The 20,600-nt window shown below is 34.5% G+C and carries 16 protein-coding genes and 1 pseudogene; all 17 read right to left on the bottom strand.

Features of this window, described 5'->3' with window-relative positions:
• Positions 1-21: 21 nt before the first annotated feature.
• A complete protein-coding gene (locus ACX5JI_RS09590) occupies positions 22-2,055 on the bottom strand; it encodes a T7SS effector LXG polymorphic toxin (protein ID WP_459500844.1) in 2,034 nt (677 codons plus the stop codon).
• Positions 2,056-2,772, bottom strand: coding sequence for a DUF4176 domain-containing protein (locus ACX5JI_RS09585; RefSeq protein WP_459500843.1), 717 nt, complete (start codon positions 2,770-2,772; stop codon positions 2,056-2,058).
• A 1-nt stretch (position 2,773) separates the two neighbouring features.
• Positions 2,774-3,061, bottom strand: coding sequence for a TIGR04197 family type VII secretion effector (locus ACX5JI_RS09580; protein WP_459500842.1), 288 nt, complete (start codon positions 3,059-3,061; stop codon positions 2,774-2,776).
• An 18-nt stretch (positions 3,062-3,079) separates the two neighbouring features.
• Complete coding sequence (locus ACX5JI_RS09575; protein WP_459500841.1) at positions 3,080-3,511, bottom strand: DUF5082 domain-containing protein; 432 nt, start codon at positions 3,509-3,511, stop codon at positions 3,080-3,082.
• Between the two features lie 416 nt (positions 3,512-3,927).
• A complete protein-coding gene (gene essC, locus ACX5JI_RS09570; RefSeq protein ID WP_459500840.1) occupies positions 3,928-8,403 on the bottom strand; it encodes a type VII secretion protein EssC in 4,476 nt (1,491 codons plus the stop codon).
• Complete coding sequence (gene essB / locus ACX5JI_RS09565; protein ID WP_459500839.1) at positions 8,384-9,556, bottom strand: type VII secretion protein EssB; 1,173 nt, start codon at positions 9,554-9,556, stop codon at positions 8,384-8,386. Before essB ends, essC begins: the two co-directional genes overlap by 20 nt.
• A 3-nt stretch (positions 9,557-9,559) precedes the next feature.
• Positions 9,560-9,832: an EsaB/YukD family protein gene (locus tag ACX5JI_RS09560; RefSeq protein WP_459500838.1), complete on the bottom strand. Its 273-nt coding sequence runs from the start codon at positions 9,830-9,832 to the stop codon at positions 9,560-9,562.
• 3 nt (positions 9,833-9,835) lie between these two features.
• Complete coding sequence (gene essA / locus ACX5JI_RS09555; protein WP_459501064.1) at positions 9,836-10,330, bottom strand: type VII secretion protein EssA; 495 nt, start codon at positions 10,328-10,330, stop codon at positions 9,836-9,838.
• A 49-nt stretch (positions 10,331-10,379) separates the two neighbouring features.
• Positions 10,380-14,282: a type VII secretion protein EsaA gene (esaA, locus tag ACX5JI_RS09550; RefSeq protein WP_459500837.1), complete on the bottom strand. Its 3,903-nt coding sequence runs from the start codon at positions 14,280-14,282 to the stop codon at positions 10,380-10,382.
• A 73-nt stretch (positions 14,283-14,355) separates the two neighbouring features.
• Positions 14,356-14,652: a WXG100 family type VII secretion target gene (locus tag ACX5JI_RS09545; RefSeq protein WP_459500836.1), complete on the bottom strand. Its 297-nt coding sequence runs from the start codon at positions 14,650-14,652 to the stop codon at positions 14,356-14,358.
• 172 nt (positions 14,653-14,824) lie between these two features.
• A pseudogene (locus ACX5JI_RS09540) lies at positions 14,825-14,914 on the bottom strand (WXG100 family type VII secretion target); the annotation flags it as partial.
• A gap of 310 nt (positions 14,915-15,224) precedes the next feature.
• Entirely contained in the window at positions 15,225-15,443 is a 219-nt protein-coding gene (locus tag ACX5JI_RS09535; RefSeq protein ID WP_459500835.1) for a hypothetical protein, read from the bottom strand.
• A gap of 28 nt (positions 15,444-15,471) precedes the next feature.
• Complete coding sequence (locus ACX5JI_RS09530) at positions 15,472-15,801, bottom strand: DUF2085 domain-containing protein (protein ID WP_459500834.1); 330 nt, start codon at positions 15,799-15,801, stop codon at positions 15,472-15,474.
• Positions 15,802-16,372: 571 nt separating this feature from the next.
• Positions 16,373-16,501 carry a Phr family secreted Rap phosphatase inhibitor gene (locus ACX5JI_RS09525; protein ID WP_459500833.1) on the bottom strand — a complete coding sequence of 43 codons (129 nt, stop codon included), beginning with the start codon at positions 16,499-16,501 and terminating at the stop codon, positions 16,373-16,375.
• Positions 16,498-17,610, bottom strand: a complete 1,113-nt coding sequence (locus ACX5JI_RS09520) for a response regulator aspartate phosphatase (protein ID WP_459500832.1) — start codon at positions 17,608-17,610, stop codon at positions 16,498-16,500. Before ACX5JI_RS09520 ends, ACX5JI_RS09525 begins: the two co-directional genes overlap by 4 nt.
• Before the next feature lie 875 nt (positions 17,611-18,485).
• A complete protein-coding gene (locus tag ACX5JI_RS09515) occupies positions 18,486-19,580 on the bottom strand; it encodes a response regulator aspartate phosphatase (protein WP_459500831.1) in 1,095 nt (364 codons plus the stop codon).
• 286 nt (positions 19,581-19,866) lie between these two features.
• Positions 19,867-20,376 carry a GNAT family N-acetyltransferase gene (locus ACX5JI_RS09510; protein WP_459500830.1) on the bottom strand — a complete coding sequence of 170 codons (510 nt, stop codon included), beginning with the start codon at positions 20,374-20,376 and terminating at the stop codon, positions 19,867-19,869.
• Positions 20,377-20,600 lie beyond the last annotated feature (224 nt).

The raw sequence follows: 20,600 nt of genomic DNA, 5'->3' as shown, positions 1-20,600 counted from the left end.
ACATTCTCCTAACTATATATCTTAATCAAAACTTGTTACTGGGTGGAAGTTTGTAATTTCCCCATTCCTAAAATACCCCATAAACTTCATTCCGTTTGATGCTTCACCACAAATCAAGTACCCATCTAAATATCCATTTGTCATTGCTTCCAAGCCCCACTGATACATTTCTTCATTACTATATTTTGAAGGATCATAAACTGTTTTAGGAGATTTTATGGTCTTATATTCATCTAAGAACCCTTCTTTCCCATCACCTTTTGGTATTTTGTATTCTATAGTCTGTAATCCTGGAAAATCTTTATCATATACAATATTCTTAGGATCTATCATATTGTTGATATCTTTACCCGTAGACTTTAGTTTGTTATAAAATTCCTCAGAATTATGTGTTCCTAAAACTCCTTTTTTGCCACTGATTGGTTTATTTTCAGCAATTAGGTGTGTTTTTGCATCAGGGGAAATTGTATGTGTAAGTTCACTCATTGGTTTTCCTAATTTCCAACTAGCTTTACCTGCCCCCTCTGCAGGAAGTTTCTCCCCAGATAACCGGTTCGCATTTTGCGCTTGCCCCTTCGTTTCACTCTTAGCAACAGAAAACAACTCTCCAAGTGTCTGTCTTTCTCCTAGATTCCCAACGCCAGCTGCTGCAGTTTCACGGAATAAACCCGGGATCTCAATATTTTTAATCTTCTCCGCGACATTCTTCATACTACCCGGCAACTTATTCACTAATGCCGTTATTTCTTCCAACTTACTACCTATTTTACCGCTTTTCGCGGCTGCTTGAAAGACTTTTGTACCCTCTGCGAATTTTCCTAATGCAGCTGTTCCTTTCACTGCGGCGGTTACTTCACCGACGCCGACAAAACAACTACCAATATCAAATATTGCGCCGCCAAGAGCATAAGGATCGGTCAGGGCTTTTTCTACATAACCTTTTACGGAATGAAGTAGTGCCTTACCATACTTAGGATAATCTTGCCAGCTGATGATGGCTTGTCCAAGATTTTTTATTGTATTACCCGCTCCGTAAATATCATCTAGTTTCCACTGTTCTGTTTCTACGCCGCGGATCGAGTTATAACCCCACTCACCAAGCTCTGCGAGTAGGAAACCTAGTTTCGTCGCACCTATGGCAATCCCACTAATCGCGGAACCCGCCGCGCCTATAAAACCTTCTAACACCAAGGCTTTATCAGAAAGGTCTTTCAGGAAAGGGATGTTGTCCCCTACCCATTTTGTACCTTTCCTCAATACATCCCATTTCTCACCGGCACGATCGGAAAAGTTTTGAAGCCAAGCTTCCAATGGATGATTGTTCGCCCATTCTTCTTGTTTTTTCTTCATTTCTTTTTCAGCTTGTAGTTTTGCTTCTTTTTCCGCCTTCGTAAGTTGTGTATCCATTTCATGAATGCCTTTTGCCAACGCATCTTGCGCAAAGAAAGCTTGCAGTTTCGGATCAGTATAAGATAAACTGCCCATCTTTCCTGCGATTTGAACTTGTTGGTTTAGGGCATCGAGAATTTCTTCCGCCTTGCTTTTTTCTTTTTTGCTTTCAAATTGCTGTACTTTTTGAATCGTATCCTCTAGTTCTTTGCTGGCTGCAACCAGTTTTTCATCGAACTGGCTTTTCGGCATACTCAGTGAAATCACATCGTTCACACTGTTGTAAATATTAGAGATGCGACTATCCAGTTCATGTTTCTTCGGTTGGAGGCTGGAAAGTTTGTGTTGTGCTTGCAGTAACGCATCTTCCAGAATAACCGCATTCCCATCAGTTTCTCCCGTTGTTGACTGAAAATCCTGTAAAGTTTTCGCCATTTCCGCAATGAGTAATTCATTGGTATCTTTCAACCCAACCACAACTGTATTTTGGTTATTATTGATATCGTTGACAATCGCTTTTCCTGTTTCACCCTGCATGGCATCGGCCTGGATAATGCCGTTCAATGCGTTTTTGGCTTGTTCAAGTTGATCATTGGTTTTACTGGTGTCTGTTTGGAGTTTTGCCAGTATTTCATTGAATTCCTTTAAATCTACTTGAAAGCCCATTTAATCCGCCTCTCTTTCTGGTGAAGTATGAACAGCTTCATAGAAAGCAAGTGCTTTATCTAGTGGTAAAAAGGCACTGGACAACTTGCCATTTGCTACTTGCATACTTCGTAAGAAAGTAAAAGCAAATTGTTCTTCCCATTCATTCTTCATCCCAAGTGAAACAACTCGCTTAATCATCATATTGGACACATAAATCGCTGGTGTGTTGCTCATTTCACCAAACGGCCACAAGTAACCAAGATAATCTACCACATAATCGTTAAATCCCTCTCTTAACGGTACTTTGCGCCCTGTTAAAATCACGAGTTCTCCGATTTTACTATCCTTGAACATGTTTTGAATCACTTCTGGCATCATGTCTATGTCTAATTCCACAACGGTACCCAGCGGTAAAATTTCACTATAACACGCATCAATCAAACCCATCAAACGTAAAAATTGAGAAAATGGAATGTCTAATAGCGTTTCCAATCGTTCAAAATGAATGGTCTCATTCGCGTAGTCAAATATCACTGAGAATTTCGCGCCGATTTTTGGTTTGTTTTCAAAGACATCTTCTTGATTTCGAAACGCCTTGTAAACCTCACGAAAAAGGGAAGGCTGATTCCCCAGCAAGTTACCCATTTGTAATAGTTCGTCAGTAATCTCTAAATCTAATATTTTGTCATTTTGTAAAACAACTTCTAAAAGTTCTCGTTTGTTGTATTCACCCATATTATTTGAACCTCGCTGTATTTTGTTGGATTACATTCGCCATCTTGGCATCTTCATCGGCAATTTTATTTGCGACATCTTTCATTTTGCCTGTATCAGCAGCAGATACTTCTTTAAATGTTTCTAAAGTTGTTCCGGCTTTCTCTACTAAATTTTGAAAACTCGTCAACCGAGATAGATTGTTCTTGGTGATGTTCGGTGAGGGCACTTTCTCTATCCCACGAACTGCGCCCTCTGCTGCTGTGACTACTCCTTTAAATTTCTCTGTATCTATACCTATTTTCCCCATTGGTATTTTCTCCTTTTTCTATAACATAGCATGCAAACCGCTAATACTTGCTGAAATGCTCGCAATCGCGTCACCTATTATAGACTGATCCATTTCTAATAGAGCAATTTTACTATTCATCGCATTTAGCTTTTCATTGTGCTTCTCTTTATCTGCATCAAGTGCTGTCATAATTTCTTGTAATTGTGTATCAAATTTCTCACGACGTGTTCCTTTAAACTGGCTTGTTGTTAGACTCTTGCTTAAATTGGTAAACTCTTTCTTATAAGAATCAAAATGATGAAGTTCTCCCTGTAAAGATTTCTTTGCGGCTTTTAAGCGCTCTAACTTTTGGGCATTTGCCCTGTGGCTAGCCATTTTACTATCATAACTTGCCTTAAATCGATCAACACGTGCATGGATATCCGCTATTCGTGCAGCTTCTTTGGCTTTATCTTCCACTTGAGCCATTACATTTTTCCCTCCTCAAAATCTATTTCCCTATCAAGACTACCTTTCTGTTTGTAACTATATATATCCATTTTGATTTTCCAACCTATCATTTGTAGCTATGAAGAACCAAATGATGACCTGCGCTCACCTTCTCGTTTTGGTCTCACTTGGCATGGGGCTAAATAGGGCACTGACCGCTACTACACCCAGCCGGATGCTCTCTTCCAACTACAAAAATGGTTGTGCCGGTTTTTCAATTTGCATTTATATACTCAGCCATACACACCACTCATAGATAAAGTGAAACTTTAATCATTGGGAGTTTTCTCCATCCCCCAATGATTATCACCCCTCACCAATCGGGGTTTTTCGGGCAGTTTATCTCCTGCTTAACTTCTTTGCTTTCTCTGAATTTTGAGGCGGGATAAAATGACCTACTCACTAACTAATTTCACTCGTCCTGCATTTCGTCCAACAAAGAAATGAGACTCATCTAATTCCACTGTTGGTTCACTATAACTAGATTTCACATTTATAAATCCTTGGTCAGCTAAACGCGTTCCAATCATCCCTGCTGGAATATTTGCTCGTAATCGCTTATTAAATTCATCATAACTGTTCTCAATTTGTTTTTGATTACCGTGGAATATGAAATAAACACCTACTTTAGAACCATTTTTTAAATATTTATTGAATGTTTCATCCGAAATAAACGTTTTATCTCCAAATGTTTGCGCATCTGGAATATACACAAACATCGGTTGATTCTCACTACGTGTCTCTCTTTCTTCAATTTCACTCATTAGATCATTAACAAAGGTACTATACTCGATATCTGACACAATCACATCGAAGCTTTCTGTGAATCTGCCAAATCGTTCGCTCCCATTAAACACAATTCTTTGTGCTTTTCCTTCAAAATGTTTAAAGTTTTGAACGATTATACGCTCAATATATTCCGTTTGCTGTGGCGTATCGTCTCCAATCACAAAATAACCATGTTTTTCTGGTACGAAACCAACGACATTTGTAGTTTCTTTACTTAGAGCAAGTGGTAGTTGTAGCTGATTTAACATCTCTTGTACCTGTGGATTTGTATAAAAATTATGTATAGAGATCGTTTTAGATAACATCGGAATCTTGGTAGGACGCGCGCCCTTCCATTGCTGATTCATCTGTGTAATCTCTTGCTCTAAATTATTCAATCGATCAATATCATTTTTCCCATGAGTTGGTAAATAAATTTGAACTTCATGTGGCTCATCTAGTTTGATTTGCGCTCGTCCAACAATTTCTTGCGGAATCAACGCATCACGTCCGACAACATCTCGAATTGCACCTTCTTCCACAAGGAATAACCCAATATGTGATGGAATATTACTCGCCATACTCAGTCTGAAGCTGTTCGTACGAAGAACCGTCATAACTGCATAGATTCCCAAACTTGCTCCTTCTCGTAAAAGCTGATTTAACACAGATTCTATCGCTTCATCTAAAGGACTCTCCTTAATTGCGTCAAAACCATCAACAACGGTAACAATCACTGGCAACTGCTTTCCTGATTTTTCTTCATATTGAGACAGACTTGCGACACCATACTCTGTAAATGCGTCTTTTCGACTTTGAATTTCTTTACGAATTCGTTTGAGGAACTTCATAAGTTTTTCTTCTTCCTCCAACCGAACAATATCCACTACATGCGGTAAATCTTTTATTGGAAGTAAACCATTCGTACCAAAATCAAATAAGTTAAACTGGACCTGCTCAGGGTTATTCATTCTTGATAAATTCATTATAAGAGTTTGTAACGCAGTGGATTTCCCAAATCCTGGGGATCCATAGATGGCAAGGTGACTCAACTCTTCTAAATTAAGTAAAAAGTTAACTTGTTCTTGTCTTGATGGAATATCCATCAAACCGAATGGAACTGAAAGATTTCTTTTCGAATCCCCTGACGTTACTACATTCATCCTTGGACTATCAATTTCTGTTTTTAATGGAGGTAACCAAGGTTTCTCAGGAAGAACTGCCTTTGTTTTTTCAGCATGAGTCACAATCGCTTCTACAATCGCATCCAATTGTGTTTGTTTTTCTTCTTTTTTCAGGGACACTTCATCATCTTGAGATAAATCTGTAGTTAATAATTCGTGCTGGCCCAATTGATTAATGAGCCAAATTCTTTCGTCTACTTTTTCTTCATATTGTGCATCTGGATTATAAGTTGCCCCACTCCACGCAGACTGGAACAGTTCATAAATTTCATTGTTTCCGACTTGTAAATACGCTCGTCCTGGTTGAGTAATCGTTGCGGCATCAGGTGTTTTAATAATTTCATTGGAATCACTTGGATCGGCTACTTTTAATGCTAATTTGAATCGTGAATTTGACCAAATTTGGTCGTCCACTACTCCACTTGGCTTTTGAGTAGCTAAAATCAAATGAACTCCTAACGAACGACCAATACGTGCAGTTGATACTAACTCAGCCATAAAGTCTGGCTCATTTGCTTTTAATTCCGCAAATTCATCGCTGATTAAGAACAGATGCGGCAATGGTTCTGATGGATATTTTTTCTTTTCTACAGGATCAGTAATTTCTTTTCCCTGTTTGTACAACTTGGTATATCCATTAATATGATTAACACCAAATTCCCCAAATTTCCGTTGTCTCTTTTGCAATTCTGCTCGAATACTTTGTAACGCCCTTGCAGAACTTGCACCATCTAAGTTTGTAATCGATCCTAAAAGATGTGGTAAATTCTTAAATAAATTCGCCATACCTCCACCCTTAAAATCAATCGGTAAAAAGCCAACATCTTCTGGTGCAAAATTTACTGCTAAAGATAAAATATAACTTTGGACAATTTCCGATTTACCAGATCCTGTTGTACCTGCCACGAGTCCATGTGGGCCATGTGCTCGTTCGTGTAAATTCAAATACACAATGTCATCTTTTCCTCGAACACCTAAAGGAACAGCTAATGACTTTGAAGTGTCTGCTTTTTCCCAACGAGCACCAATGTGTAACTCTCTAACATGTTTCACATCATATAATTCTAGAAAATCAATCGATTCTGGAATCGCATTTTTCTCTACCTCAACATGATCTAAATTAGCTAAGCGTTGTATCGCTTGCGCAATTGGATAACTTTTGGGTAAATGGTTGGGAACAAAAAGTTGATTCACGTACTCATTATTATTATTAATTAATACCGCGGATTCGTTACTTTGATAATCAATAACTGTGGTTGCTGTCTCTGGCAACATGTTTAACGCATCTTTCCCCCAAATGACCGTAACACCGTATTGACTCATATCTTCAGCTAAAAATTCATTTAATCCATGTCCAGAGAGCCAGCTCTCGTCTAAAATCGTAAACATATAATGCGGAGCAAAGGTTACTTTCTCATTGCCCGCCTCTTTGACTTGTTGCCGACGTTTTGTTAACAACTGATAGAACGAATTTAAAACCATGTCACGTGTCTGTGAATTATGAATAATTCCTCGTAAATTTAAGCTCCGTATTTGAAAATGTGGCAACCAACGCCATGCATGCCAATAATCTTGATAATCTTCTTCTGGAACTAATGCTACAAATTCTACATCTCTATACGAATGTAAAACGGAAAGCTGAAATAATAATGTCTGTGCAGCTATTCGTAGCACTGTTTTTGTTCCTGCAAGTCCTAACGTTTGATTTAACATCGAGATGGCAATAGGTGCATCTTTTAACGTTTGATGTGGCCCAACAACTTTTTCTTCTGCAAATATACTTAAAACATCTTCTTCTTCTGTTGAATGATAACTGACTTTATAACTACTTTGAATCCCTCCATGACCTAAACGAATACTTAAAAAATCAGCATTGGTCATAGTTTTTTCATAAATTCGCGGACTATATTCTTTTGTCATCAAAGACAATGAATCCATATCAGGGAAGTTATACGTTAAAGCTTCAAATTGCTTTTGAGAGAGTAACGACAATTCTTTTTCCTTTTGAATAAGATACTTTTCATAATACTCACTTCGCTTAAGATTCTTTTGTTTCACTTCTTTCTTATTCGTAATATAACTTGAAACAGAGAACCCTGCCGTGAGTAAACTCACTCCCCCCATGCTTAACATCATAATAGGGTTCCCATTACTTAATACGCTCGCTACACCACTTAAAACAACCATTGCCAATGGCGGAACAATCGTACGCAATAATTCACTTCTCCCCTCAGTTTCCTCAGCCTTTGGAGGTCGAATTGATATCTCTTCTTTAGGTTCTCGTAAATGAATTCTTGGACTACGTCTAAATTCCGGGAAATTTTTTGGGTATTCTGGAATAAATGGCTCGTTAATCATCTTCCAAGAATTTAGTGAAAAATCATTCGTTATCTTACACAACTTAAATTGTTTTTCTCTCAATTCAATAAACACACCATCAATAACAAGTTGATCCCCTACAGATAAAACTGTTTCTAATCGATCTACTTTCTTTCCATTAAAGTAAACGAATACCCCATTTGAAAACAGATTTAACTGATACGTTTCATTCTTTTCATTACATGTGACCAAGGCAAAAGCCTTAGTCGGAATGGTGATTCCTGAGCCCTTTGAAGAAGAAATCACAAAATTTGTTTTCGGCTTGATAGCAGTTAAAACTTCTAATTTTTCATGAGGTAACGCGAGAATTCCGTCCTTCATATCACCTGTCCATGGATCTTGATCCATGAACAAATGCGTGCCATCAAAAGAAATTTCATGTTTACCAATCTTAAGTGATGGCTTTGACATTGTTAGTTCGTGACGCGAAAATATATGACCAAATGAAAAAATATCATAGAGTACAGACGCTTTATTTACAATTTGATCATCAATCGGTACACTTTCACTAGATAATCTATTATTCAGATTTCTGATCATCCGTCTTACCCTCCAATAACTTCATGTACTTTTCCATCTCTTCCTTATATTTCGAAAGTAACTCTTGTTTCTTCGAACCATTCATCTTGTTATCCGCATTTGTTACATCATAAATTTTTGTAAGGGCATGAAGAATATACTGATTATCTCCAATATTTTTAGCAATATTTAAGGCCTTTTCAAAGTTTCCTTTTCCTATATAGATCCAATAAAGTAATGTGTTATCATTTGATTTTTGGGAGATATTCCCTAATACAGATTGTTTCTGCTCATTAGACAAGCTATCTAGTTGAATCGAGCTCACTGCTAACACATATTGTGCGCTTTTAGGAAGATTCTCTGGTTTGTCTTCCTTCAAAGACTCTAGCGCATCTGAATAATTATTTGAAATAAACTTTGATTCGGCATCTATAATTCGTTTTTGCTGCGGTACAATATTTAATGAATACAACCCTACACCTATTGAAAGACCTAATGTTGCAAGACCAAGAGTAATTGTTCCCCACTTAAAAACAGTGTAATCCCTACTTTTTACCAGTATGCTTGTCGCATTTCTTTTTTCCTTTTGAATCGCAACTGTTTCCATTAGTAACTTGTCTATCTCTTCAAACGAAGAAGATTGTTGAATTTTTTCGGAAAAAGGATCTCGGACTGCACCGGCCCCATCAATCAGATTCTCAAAATCCAGTTTTGGATTTAAAATATAAAGAAGTAATGCCTTGTATTGTTTTAGATATACTTCTTCTGCTAAAAGATAAGGAATAACGGTATTCATTAAGCCACGATGACCAATAAACAACTCTTCCCCAAAAATAAAGATATTTTTAGGATGGATAAATGGCGTTACTGGTTGGTTCAGATATTCTTTTAAGAAATTTACTTTTTGTGCTAAAAGAAGGCGATCAAATGCATCTAACTTCTTCACATATTGTTCAAGTGAAAAAGATAATTCATCTTTTTCATAAGTGATAATGATCTGTTCTTCATTCGCCACTTCTATCTTTCCAGTTAAAAAGTGTGGTGCTTTATTTAAAAATAACTGGAATTGTTTTACACCCGACAAAGAATATTGATCAGCTGTTAAGTGCACTTTAATAAAAGTAGATGCAGTTTCCTCTTTAATCACTATCAAACTATTTCTCATTTCACCCATACTCTAGTGTTCCTCCAAACTCCCAATAATTTCTTTTACGGCTAATTGATCGCCATCCGCCAATGGATATTGCGCCAATATAACATTTTCATCTAAATGAATTGGCTTATTTTTTACTTCCAATGAAAAATGAGTGGGCAATTCTATATTTACTAAAGATAATGAATCAACCAATAGTTCTTTCAATCTATTAGAAGAAACTTGATTAGGTATTGTTAAATCAAGTATTTGCTCATTAACATGAAGTTCGATATTAATCATTGTTCTTTCTGCCATTGTTTACTCCTTTTTCCGTATAAATAGGTTTGAAAATCTTTTACCTAATAACCAACCTACAATTAATATTCCAGTCATACCTATACCTAACAGTATTAAGAAGATCCATCTCGGAATTTCATAATCGGTATGTTCCACAGTTGCTTCATTTTCAGTAAAGGCTTTGTAGTCTTTAGAGAACAATTGCTTAGTAATTGTATCCTGTGGTTTCTTTTCTACACTCTCATCGTAAAAAAATATTTTTTCTTTTATATTTGAAATACTCTTTATATTTTCTTTCTCAAGTTCCTTATTTTTTGTGTTTTTGTCTTTTAAAAACAAATCTTCTATCCCTGTAACAGAAGTTTTATTTTTATCACTTTCTTTTTCATAAATCACGTTGTTATGAATCGTTAGTCTTCCATCTTCAGCATAAGCTAGTCTGTTAAAACTAGTAAAAAGACTTGTCACACAAAAAGAAATTAGAAGAAAAAACACAAGAAATTTTGGTTTTATCATTTTTTCCAAATTCGTACATCCTTTCTCCTAACAACATAAACTATTACTTTTATTTCGCTTCTTCTGACTTTTTCACACCTGGAAAAGCAATGAAATTCGTACCAATTCCTACAACAATAATCATTACCAATAACAAGTAACTTTCCCATCCAACATGAATAGCATTGCTTAGTGCTGTATAACCATTTTCTATGTTTTGAAGCGGTGAAAAACGATACAATAAATTGACAATACTCCCCGGACGAGTACTCATTCCTAATAATGGTGTTAACATGAGATATAATCCTAAAAGTGAAGCACAAACATATAGTGTTATATTTTTAAACTGACGAGAAAACCCTGTTATTAATAAAATGCCACCTAAAATATTTAGGAACGTGTAACTAAACCAAGAGATATTAAACACTCCCAAAATGCTAAAAGTAGTTATTCCAGCAAAGAATAGTGAGATAATTAGACTGACACCTGTTATCTTCATAACATTAGGAACATTTAGCCATGCCCTTGTAGGCGTAATAAAAGCCATATCTCTCGTAATTTTTCTACGCTGAATCGTACGACATAAGGAAATGCCGGTAATAACTGAAAGAACAGCTCCAACAAGCGTCATATAGTAAGGAATAATAGAAGTTTGGCGAGCAGCTTCAAAACTTCCTTTTGTAACAAGTGGATCTGATAGAAAATTGAATACTTTATAGTTGTCTGCTCCACCTTGTTTGGTATTTGAAAGTACCTTGCTAAACTCTTGTGAGTATTCTTCATTTTTACTTGTATTCTTTTGAATTTGAGTGACTGAAGTATTTAAATTATTCAAAACAGTATCTGCATTTTTTTGAACATTATCTGTAGTTTCTTTTAACTCCTGAATTTTTGGAGAAATGTCATGAGCTTTCGCTGCAGATTTTTCTATACTTTCAGCCGAGTTCTTTGAATTCTGAACTAACTCTTCCATTTCTTTTACTAAGCTATCTGTTGCTGAAGCAGTTGATATTGTATCGTTCTCTGCAGAATTTAGATTCTCTACAGGATGTTGATTTTCTGCAGGATGTTGATTCTCTGCAGGATGTTGATTCTCTGCAGGATGTTGATTTTCTGCAGGATGTTGATTTTCTGCAGGATGTTGATTCTCTGCAGGATGTTGATTCTCTGCAGGATGTTGATTCTCTGCACCGTTTACAGATTCTTCTTGGATTTTTTCATTTTCTTTCCATAATTGATACGTTTCATTAATCTGTTGATTGGCTTGCACAAACCAATTATTTAATTTTTCTGCTTCATTCAGAAACTTCTGAGGTTCAGTCATTAGATTTAAAGTTCCATATAATGTATTTTTCGTTTCATTATTATTTTCATCCGTTGTTGATCCAATTGTTTCTTGTAAATCTTTTATTTGGTCTCCAATATCTGTATAGAGTTGATTTCCTTTATTCTTAAATTCTTCATACATTTTATCTGTAATAATATCTCTCTTTTGTTCATCTGTAATATTGTTATACATACGATAAACAGAGTTGGAATTTGCCAACTCTTCGAGAGTCTTCTCTTGATTCTCAGTTTTGTTAATCATATCTGCATAGCTATCAATAGATATGGAATTTTCCGGATCACCAAATAAGGTAACAATTTGCTGTGCAGTGCTATCAAGCATTTGAAATTGTTTCAATAACTCAGGTAAGTCAGATATTAAACTCTTATTTACATCTATATATTCTGCATAACTGGAATTCACTTGAGTTTGCTCATTAACAATCCATGAATAATCAATAGAAACGAAAGAGTTTTTCTTCATTTCTTCATCCAAAGTCCAATCTAAATCCGCCTTAAACGTTAGGCTAAAACTTGAAGGTAACGGCGGAAGATCCTTTTCTTCAGAGGTTGGCCTATTAGAATCATTTTCTGCTTCCGGTTTCGGTTTCGATTCTGCTTCCGGTTTTGATCCTGTTTCTGGTTTCGGATCTGTTTCCGGTTTCGGATCTGTTTCCGGTTTCGGATCTGTTTCCGGTTTCGGATCTGTTTCCGGTTTCGGATCTGTTTCCGGTTTCGGATCTGTTTCCGGTTTCGGATCTGTTCCCGGTTTCGGATCTGTTTCCGGTTTTGGATCTGTTTCCGGTTTTGGATCTGTTTCTGTGGGATTCTTTTTCAATGAAATACTGAATTCCTGATTAGAAACTTCACTCCACTCAGAAATGTAACCATATGATTTGAGTTTTTGATCCAATTCTGTTTTTAACACCGATAAAAGATCCGTCAAATTCCTTATTCCTAAACTTCCTTGTTCCGTATGGTCTGTCTTCAAAGAGATTCTATTATCTTTTGTTGGATCAATAGATATAGTGACCTCCCTACTATTTATAGGAATTATAGAGTTATGTTCAGCATTATCTTCTAGATAGGAAAAGTTTCCTTCCTTTCCCATTTCTTTTTCAAAATTTTTCGCATAACGCCGAACTATAGTTAGCTCATCTTGAAATTTTTTAGTTTGAGAATCAGTTATAATATTCTCAGCAATTAACTTTTGTAAAAGCTTTTCTAAAGTGTCTGCTGGAATTTGTGGTAAACTTTCTTCTATCATTTGACGATAACGATTATCTAAATTAACTTTATTTTCTTTTGAATCAGCCATTAGTTTCACAATCGCCTGTTTAATATCCTCCTCAGAAGCTGTATCCGGATTTTTTTCTGCACTTCCATAATACGTTTGTGCAATCTGTTTTCTTAAACCATTAAGAGTTTCAACTTGCGATTGCAATTGCTTAATTTCATCTTTTATTTCATCAATTCGAGCAGCTTGTGTTTCTTGAAATAACTTGGCATTTAGCAAGAATTCCGTATAAACCCCAGCTGAATTCACTTCACCTGTTGCCGGTGTATAAAAGTTTCCTAGTTGGTTAAACACTGATTGGTTCAAACCATCATATTTTGCTTTATATCCCAGTAAATCAGATTGCCGTTGCTTTTCTAATTGCGTTTTCTGCAAATTAAATTGATTCTCAAATTGCGTTTTCTGTAAGTTAAATTGATTCTCAAATTGCGTTTTCTGTGAGTTAAATTGATTCTCAAATTGCGTTTTCTGTGAGTTAAATTGATTCTCAAATTGCGTTTTCTGTAAGTTAAATTGATCCTCAAATTGCTTTAAGGACTCTTTTAACTTTTCATTTGTTTTAGCGATATTTTCGTTAGCTGATTTTTGGGCTTCTTTTGTCGAGGTACTGCCTGCTTCTAAGCTCTTATTATTACTATCCATTAACGTTTTTACAGATGAAACAAATGCTTGTTGTTCCGAGAGAAAATCTTTATTATCTCCATCAAGAATACTCGAAACATTTGATAAAGTATCAAATCCTCCTGACAACTCCTTAAATGGATTTTGAATATTTGTCATCAAATATTTCTTAGCATCATTTTCTACTCCAACAATTTTATTAACATTTCGTTGGGCTTCTGACAAATTCCCTACAATACTTGAGAAATACATCTGCACAATTCGTTGATTGAAATTTTTCAAAATATCATTTACTTGTGTTTGAACGGCTTGATTGGATATCTCATTTTGCCCTTTACGTACACGATAATTAATGGTCGCCTGTTCTGGTGCTATACTTTGAAGGGACAAAAGACGTTCGGAGAAATCTTGAGGAATAATAATTTCTGCATCAAATTGACCATTTTCAATTCCTGCATTAGCAATATTCCTACTGACCGTCTGCCAACTATTTTTGGAATCTTGATTAATCAGAGTAACAAAGTCTGCACCTAGTTCATACTTCCTTCCCTCAAAAACAGCCCCTTTATCCTCATTCACTAAAACATATTGAATCTTGGATACTTTTTGATTTGTAGACTGGTACACATTATCATCTTTAAAACCAAAATAAGTGAAAGTCAAAATAAGAAATAATCCACCAAGTATAATGACAAGTAATGGAAAATAACTCTTATATTTTTTTATCAAAATACATTTCTTCCTTTCAGATAAATTAAAAAAGGTGTCAGCACAATGAGTTGCACTGACCCCTTTTAAAAAATTAACTTAAGCCAAATGAACCTGCATCCTGACGATCACGATCTGCGACAGTATCTGCATATTTGGTCAACTGCATATGAATACTTTGTAGTAAATTTTCCATTTGCTTCACATTACCTTCAAGCTGTTTGTATTGGTCTAAGTAAGCTCGAAAAGCTTCCCCTTGCCATTCTTGGGCAATCAGTGAATTCATAGAATTCACCTTACGAATAGCGTCTTCAATTTGTGAAGAAGCAGTTTGATAAATTTTCGCCTGAGATTTTAGTTGTTCGGGTGTGACTGTAATAGCTCCTGCCATAAAATCATCTCCTTTTTTTAACTATCCATACGTACGGATGATATAATTTTAAACTAATTTTGGTTCTGATGCAAGAATTTTACAAAACCCAGAAATTAATTTTTCAAATCCATCATTGGCAAAATATTAAACAAGAACGATTAGAAAACATATCGATATCCTTCTTAAGTCACTCTTGTATTGCAGTTGCATTTGTGATTGTTGATCGAATAGAAAATGCAACTTTACGCAACTGTTCAGGAGTAACTTTAATTTTCCCCATAGTCATTCCACTTTTAATATTTATATAGAATATTTTACCACAAGAAAGTAACTACATAGAAGAATAATTTTCATACTTATAAAAATTTCGAAAAATAATTCACAGTTATTAGCAAACTCCTTAACTACAGGTCTTACTTTTCTAGAAAACTCGAGCTAGGTAATAGAGAATTCGAATGAAAAATCAGATGAATATCTCGATATTTCAACCATCTAGTCATCTCCTCGGCGCAGCGCTCGTAGATTTCAGGTAATACATAACGATATACAAGCCTTTTTTGCTTATCACGGAAGTATGAATACGTAGAAGTTTAATCATTGCAATCACAATCTGAACAATCAGCACAATCTAAAGCACCACAATCCAAATTTCTCTTTTTAGGGTTTCGCTTAAGATAAAAATATAGCAACCCGATAAATAGTACACAAATAACAAAAGCTATTATTGCTTCTGTGTACTTTTCATGAATGATAAAACCAATCCCACTGCCACCGGAAATGAGAATTAGAATTGAGTAGATCCAGAACATGTAAATACCTCCGTCGATGTATAATGGGTTAAGATAAAATCCATATGATACTAGATGAAATGAGTAATCCCATACCATTACCGCTTAAGATACCGGTAGTCACTCGTAGCAAATTTGTGCTGCTTCTCCATTTCCACCTTTGGGTGAATCCATCGATACATAATGGGATTTGAGCAGAGAAGGATAGTGCTAATGATAGCGTATAGGAAGGTGTTATGAAAAAATAAATTGGGAACATAAAAAAACCAATAAACATACCTGTGCATCGTGCACATAAAGGTATGTATTTTTGTAGTGTAAGAAAACTCCTTTCAGATTTTCTATGACAAGGGATATGTAAAATGAAACCTCGAATCAATGCGGATCATCCTCTCTCGTAATATTTTAATTGATTTGGTAACAAGATTATACAGTTGTTAAGATGCTGTGTGTATGCTATTATCAGCCAAAAAATTTAGGTTTGGACTAATACCCTCTACATATCTATCAATATCTCTTAATAAGTGATCGTGACTCTTTCCACGCCCAATCATATAAACATCATATCCAATACATAATAGAGAGCCACACTCGATTTCACCTACAATCCCTTTAGCAGAAAAATATCACTATAGTATAACCCTTGTAAAATAATGAAAAAAAGGGATAGCATGTTACAAATAAAGATCACACCTGAAGAATTAGAACAAGTGGCGAGAAGCGTTAAGAATATACAAAGGTAGACAAGTTACAGTTACTGAACATATAGTAGAAGCAAAAAGAAATCGAAGAGTTTTGAAAGAAAAAATATTAAAACTACACTTTTCAATCAACAATAATAAATACAAAAACAAAGTATCTCTTTAAAAATCGCAAAAAAGTCATACACATTCGTATGACTTTTTCCTTGCAACTATTTCATTTCCGAACGCATTTCAATCAAGGTACTATTAGTGATGATCTCCATCTGCAAGTCTTGGAAACTCCGGAGTGTGTTGTTTTTCTACAGGTATTTGCATGCCAAATGTTAAAGTTAATACCGTTATCATTCCCATTAAAATAGTTATTGTTTTTTTCATTTCAATGCCTCCTTATCAACTGTTTTTTTCCTCGCTTGTGTACTTAAATAAAAATACTTACTAGCATTAGTATGGTTGTCCTCTTGATAAAACTTAATCGCTAACGCTTCCATAGAGTCTTGCATATACATATATAACTCTTCTCTTTCAAAATACTTAACTCCTGCTAATACTACTTTTTCAAGCTCTTCAGCAGGAACATCTCCATTCAGCGCATCTAAAATCATAAACCGATGCTGATATTCCTCATGTTTCAACTCATTACAAATTTGCAATCCTTTTTCAATTAGTTCTCTTGCTATTTCATGTTCCTTACATTTAAAATGCTCTTTCGCTTTAACAAGGATCGCTTTATAATGTTTAGGCTTCTTCTCAACCACTTCAGAAAGGTAACGAATTGCTACTGTGGAAAGGTTTTGACTTGCATATAACAAACCAAAGTTGTGTCGAACCATTAAAATATAATATTCTTCATCCATCTTTTGAAATTGATTCATTGCAGTTGCAAAATGTTCTTCTGCTAGTTCCCATTCCTTTAAATGGGTACAAGCTAAACCTAGTAAATTTTCACAAAAAGCAATGTTTATTTCACATCCATTAAATTTACAATAAATCTCTTTTGCTTTACTAACATACTTAATCGCTAAAAGGCCCTGGTATACATCATAATAAAATGAACCTAATTTGTAATAGAATTCAGCCGTTTCCAATTCATCAGGAATATTCTTTAAAAATTCTTCTGCTTTATCAAAATGTTCGCTCGCCTCATTATATCTACCTGTGACACTCTTATGAATCGCTTTAAAAAAATGATAATAATAAGATAGAAACTCATCTTTTGGTATTTCGAAAGACTCAATCTTATCAAAGCTTTCTTGAGATAAACTTACATTATCAATTAAATAACTATATCGAAAATCGAGAAGAGAATAGTATAGAAGTAAACTCTTACCCTCTAATGACTCCAGTTCTGCCTCTTTTAATTCCTGGATCATGCTATCAATCTGTTCTTTCATACGATGTGCTTTAGTAATGTTTCTTGAACGAATTTCAACATACCAATTATTCAATAACTTTGTAACTTTTTCGCTATCCATAGTTACCGACATATAAAACCCTCCTCATCCATATTATATATTCTTTTTAATATTAACAGAATTTTCTTTCTTTTACAGTCGAACACTTAACTTTATCACCTTTTCTAAATAAAAAACTAAATATTCAGTCTTTTTTTCAAGAGAGAAAACGCTAAATATACGTTTTTCCCCCAAAAAGATAGTACGTGAAATTCATACAATATAAAAATAAGAAAAGTACGCTAATTTGTTTAGTTTCGTCCAGATAATCGCTTATCGACGCACAGATTTAGTGCATCGATAACTCGCCTTCTACTGTTAAAGCCTGTCATAACAACTGTAAAATAAATATAAAAAAATCTTATAATAAATTGAATATTAATTATGGAGGATATACATATGAAAGTTTTATTCTGGATACTATTTATATTTGTTTCTTATATAATTTTAATGTTATTCACAATGTATTCTACCGGAATTAACACCTAACCCGTAACTCTCGACCGTGTACCTAGTAAAATATAAACGGAAATAAAGCGTTCGAGAGGTCTCACATAGACACCCTACACCTGGTGAAAGCAACGAACATGTAGGGTCAAGGTTGGTGAAATCGGAAGTATTAAGAAAAGCACTAAACGAGTTTCTTCTATTAAATAATAACAATCCATTTTGAAAGAAGAGAAAAAATTATACTTGTAACATCTTCAAAAAAAAGAACTCTCTTTTAGAGAATTCTTTTTTCACTCATTTTATTTACCAAGAATCACCATGATACATCATCTGTACGATACCTTTTGATGTAGAATTAGCAATTTTGTTGACATTCTGCGATTCACTAGAAGGGTTATTCAACCCACTTAATAAAATTATCGTAAATACAAGACTAGTAGCTCCAACCATTATTTTTTTCATTTTAAAGCTCCCTTCTTTTTCACTTCTTCTCTTTCTTTATGAGCTAGGTAAAAATATTCACCTGCTTTTGAAGGTTGACCATTTTCATAAAACTGAACTGCCAACATATCTGAATATTCTAGAACATATTTCCATAATCCTTCTTCTTCAAAAAAACGTAAGCGTTCTACTATAATCTTTTCTAATTCTTCAACTGGTACTTCTTGAATGATTGCTTTTAAAATAGTAAAGTGATGTTCATATTCTTCTTGATCTAATTCTTTACAAACCTCCATACCCTTTTCAATCATTTTTAATGCGACTTTTGTTTCACCTAATTTAAAATATTCCCTAGCTTCTAAAAAAATAGCACGAAAATGATTAGGCATGTTTTTAGTTACTTCCGATAAATAACGAATTGCTAACTTGGAAAGATTTTGTTCCGAATACATGTATCCTAAATTGTGTCTTGTTCTTAAAATAAAGCTCTCATCATTTTTATTATTTCTTTTTTGGAGAATATCTATAGAAGTGGTTAAATGCATTTCTGCATGTTCAAACTGTTTTAATTGTATGCACGCATGGCCTAATACGTTATAACACCTTGCTATTTTAAATTCATATCCTACATGTTTAGAGAATATGTCTTTCGCTTTAGATGCATGTTCAATAACCATAAGTGGTTGCTGGATGTAAGAGTAAAATATAGCATATTCAGCATAAAATTCAGCTTCTTCCAATTCATCGGGAATATGCTTTAAATTCGCTTCTGCTTTTTCATAAAATTCTTTTGCTTTTTTATAATTCCCAAGTGAAGTTTCATGAGAAGCTCTAAAAAAGTAATAATAATACTCTATCAGACTGTCTTTTGGAATATCCAAAGATTGAATCTTATTCATATCTAAAGAAATTGTCTTATCCAGTTCTGCATATCTATATCTTAAAAGTGCATAGTAAAGCATTAAATCTTGATCTTCTTTTATATTTTCAGTTTTAATCTCAAGTTCTTTTTCTAGTTCTTTTGCAATTTCAACATTTTGCATGCGAATTTCACGATACCACTTATCAAGAAGTGCTTTTACATGCCCTTTTGTAATCACTTCTACATTCATAGACCCCTTCTCCTTTATCTGTAAATTACTTATATAATACCAAAAATAAAGCAGAGAATACATCAAAAACTCAAAATATTCAATCTAAAAAATATTTCTCAATACAATAACCTTACTCATTAAGTTATTGCTTTGAAATAAAACTTGCTCAATCATATTAATAGAACATATATTTTGTAACAAACAAAATGGATTCTTCTACACCACATCTAGATGTATTTTTATAAAAAAATTTAATTATTTTGATACTCCTTCTTCCACTAAAACACCTGTTATTTCAAGAAAATCAATTGATATTTTTATAGTAGAAGATAGTAGCAGCCAATTCACCATTATCAGACTTCGCATAGTTAGGAATCCGCCCAGCTTGAATATAACCTAATGATGTATATAGTTTATTGGAAGGGTCTCCTTCTCTTGTATCAAGAACTAATAATGACCTATCCTTCTGTTTTGCTATTTCTTCGGCCCTTTGCATAAGTATACGACCAATACCATTACGTCGATAACTTGGGTGTGTCATTAATTTTGCGATTTCAGCTCTGTGGCTTCCATTTTGCTTCGTCGATAAGTGTAACTGTACACTTCCAGCAATTTGATTGTTTAATTTTGCAACAAATAAAATCACTTCGGGGCTCAGAACGGTTTTCCAGTACTTCTCTGCATCTACTTTTCCCATTGGTGGTAAAAATCCAATCGAAGCCCCATCTTCTACGACCTTTATTAAAAGTTCTGAAAGCTCATCAAGATGTTCTTCAATTAAAAATAATTGTTCAATTTTCACATCAATAACCAAGGCGATCACCTCTATTTTAAATTAGCAAGCTTAATAAAAATTAAGTGTATCTGTGTTTCCTATGTAACTTCATCAAATAACCATTCGGATATTTCTCCTTCCTATATTTTTATTCAATGGAAGAAGCGCTAGTATAAAATTGTTAAAGCTATGATTATTTATAAGTAACTCAGACATATTTTACAATACACATATTAACTTTTCATGTATAAATTTTATTCCCA

The sequence above is a fragment of the Bacillus sp. C1 genome, assembly GCF_054570475.1.
Note: the sequence above shows the minus strand (reverse complement) of the source record. Positions and strands in the feature narration are given on the sequence as shown.

Coding starts and splice junctions, on each gene's coding strand:
- ACX5JI_RS09590 (WP_459500844.1), bottom strand. CDS start 2,055: ATGGGCTTTCAAGTAGATTTAAAGGAATTCAATGAAATACTGGCAAAA.
- ACX5JI_RS09585 (WP_459500843.1), bottom strand. CDS start 2,772: ATGGGTGAATACAACAAACGAGAACTTTTAGAAGTTGTTTTACAAAAT.
- ACX5JI_RS09580 (WP_459500842.1), bottom strand. CDS start 3,061: ATGGGGAAAATAGGTATAGATACAGAGAAATTTAAAGGAGTAGTCACA.
- ACX5JI_RS09575 (WP_459500841.1), bottom strand. CDS start 3,511: ATGGCTCAAGTGGAAGATAAAGCCAAAGAAGCTGCACGAATAGCGGAT.
- essC (WP_459500840.1), bottom strand. CDS start 8,403: ATGATCAGAAATCTGAATAATAGATTATCTAGTGAAAGTGTACCGATT.
- essB (WP_459500839.1), bottom strand. CDS start 9,556: ATGGGTGAAATGAGAAATAGTTTGATAGTGATTAAAGAGGAAACTGCA.
- ACX5JI_RS09560 (WP_459500838.1), bottom strand. CDS start 9,832: ATGGCAGAAAGAACAATGATTAATATCGAACTTCATGTTAATGAGCAA.
- essA (WP_459501064.1), bottom strand. CDS start 10,330: ATGATAAAACCAAAATTTCTTGTGTTTTTTCTTCTAATTTCTTTTTGT.
- ACX5JI_RS09545 (WP_459500836.1), bottom strand. CDS start 14,652: ATGGCAGGAGCTATTACAGTCACACCCGAACAACTAAAATCTCAGGCG.
- ACX5JI_RS09535 (WP_459500835.1), bottom strand. CDS start 15,443: ATGTTCTGGATCTACTCAATTCTAATTCTCATTTCCGGTGGCAGTGGG.
- ACX5JI_RS09525 (WP_459500833.1), bottom strand. CDS start 16,501: ATGAAAAAAACAATAACTATTTTAATGGGAATGATAACGGTATTAACT.
- ACX5JI_RS09520 (WP_459500832.1), bottom strand. CDS start 17,610: ATGTCGGTAACTATGGATAGCGAAAAAGTTACAAAGTTATTGAATAAT.
- ACX5JI_RS09515 (WP_459500831.1), bottom strand. CDS start 19,580: ATGAATGTAGAAGTGATTACAAAAGGGCATGTAAAAGCACTTCTTGAT.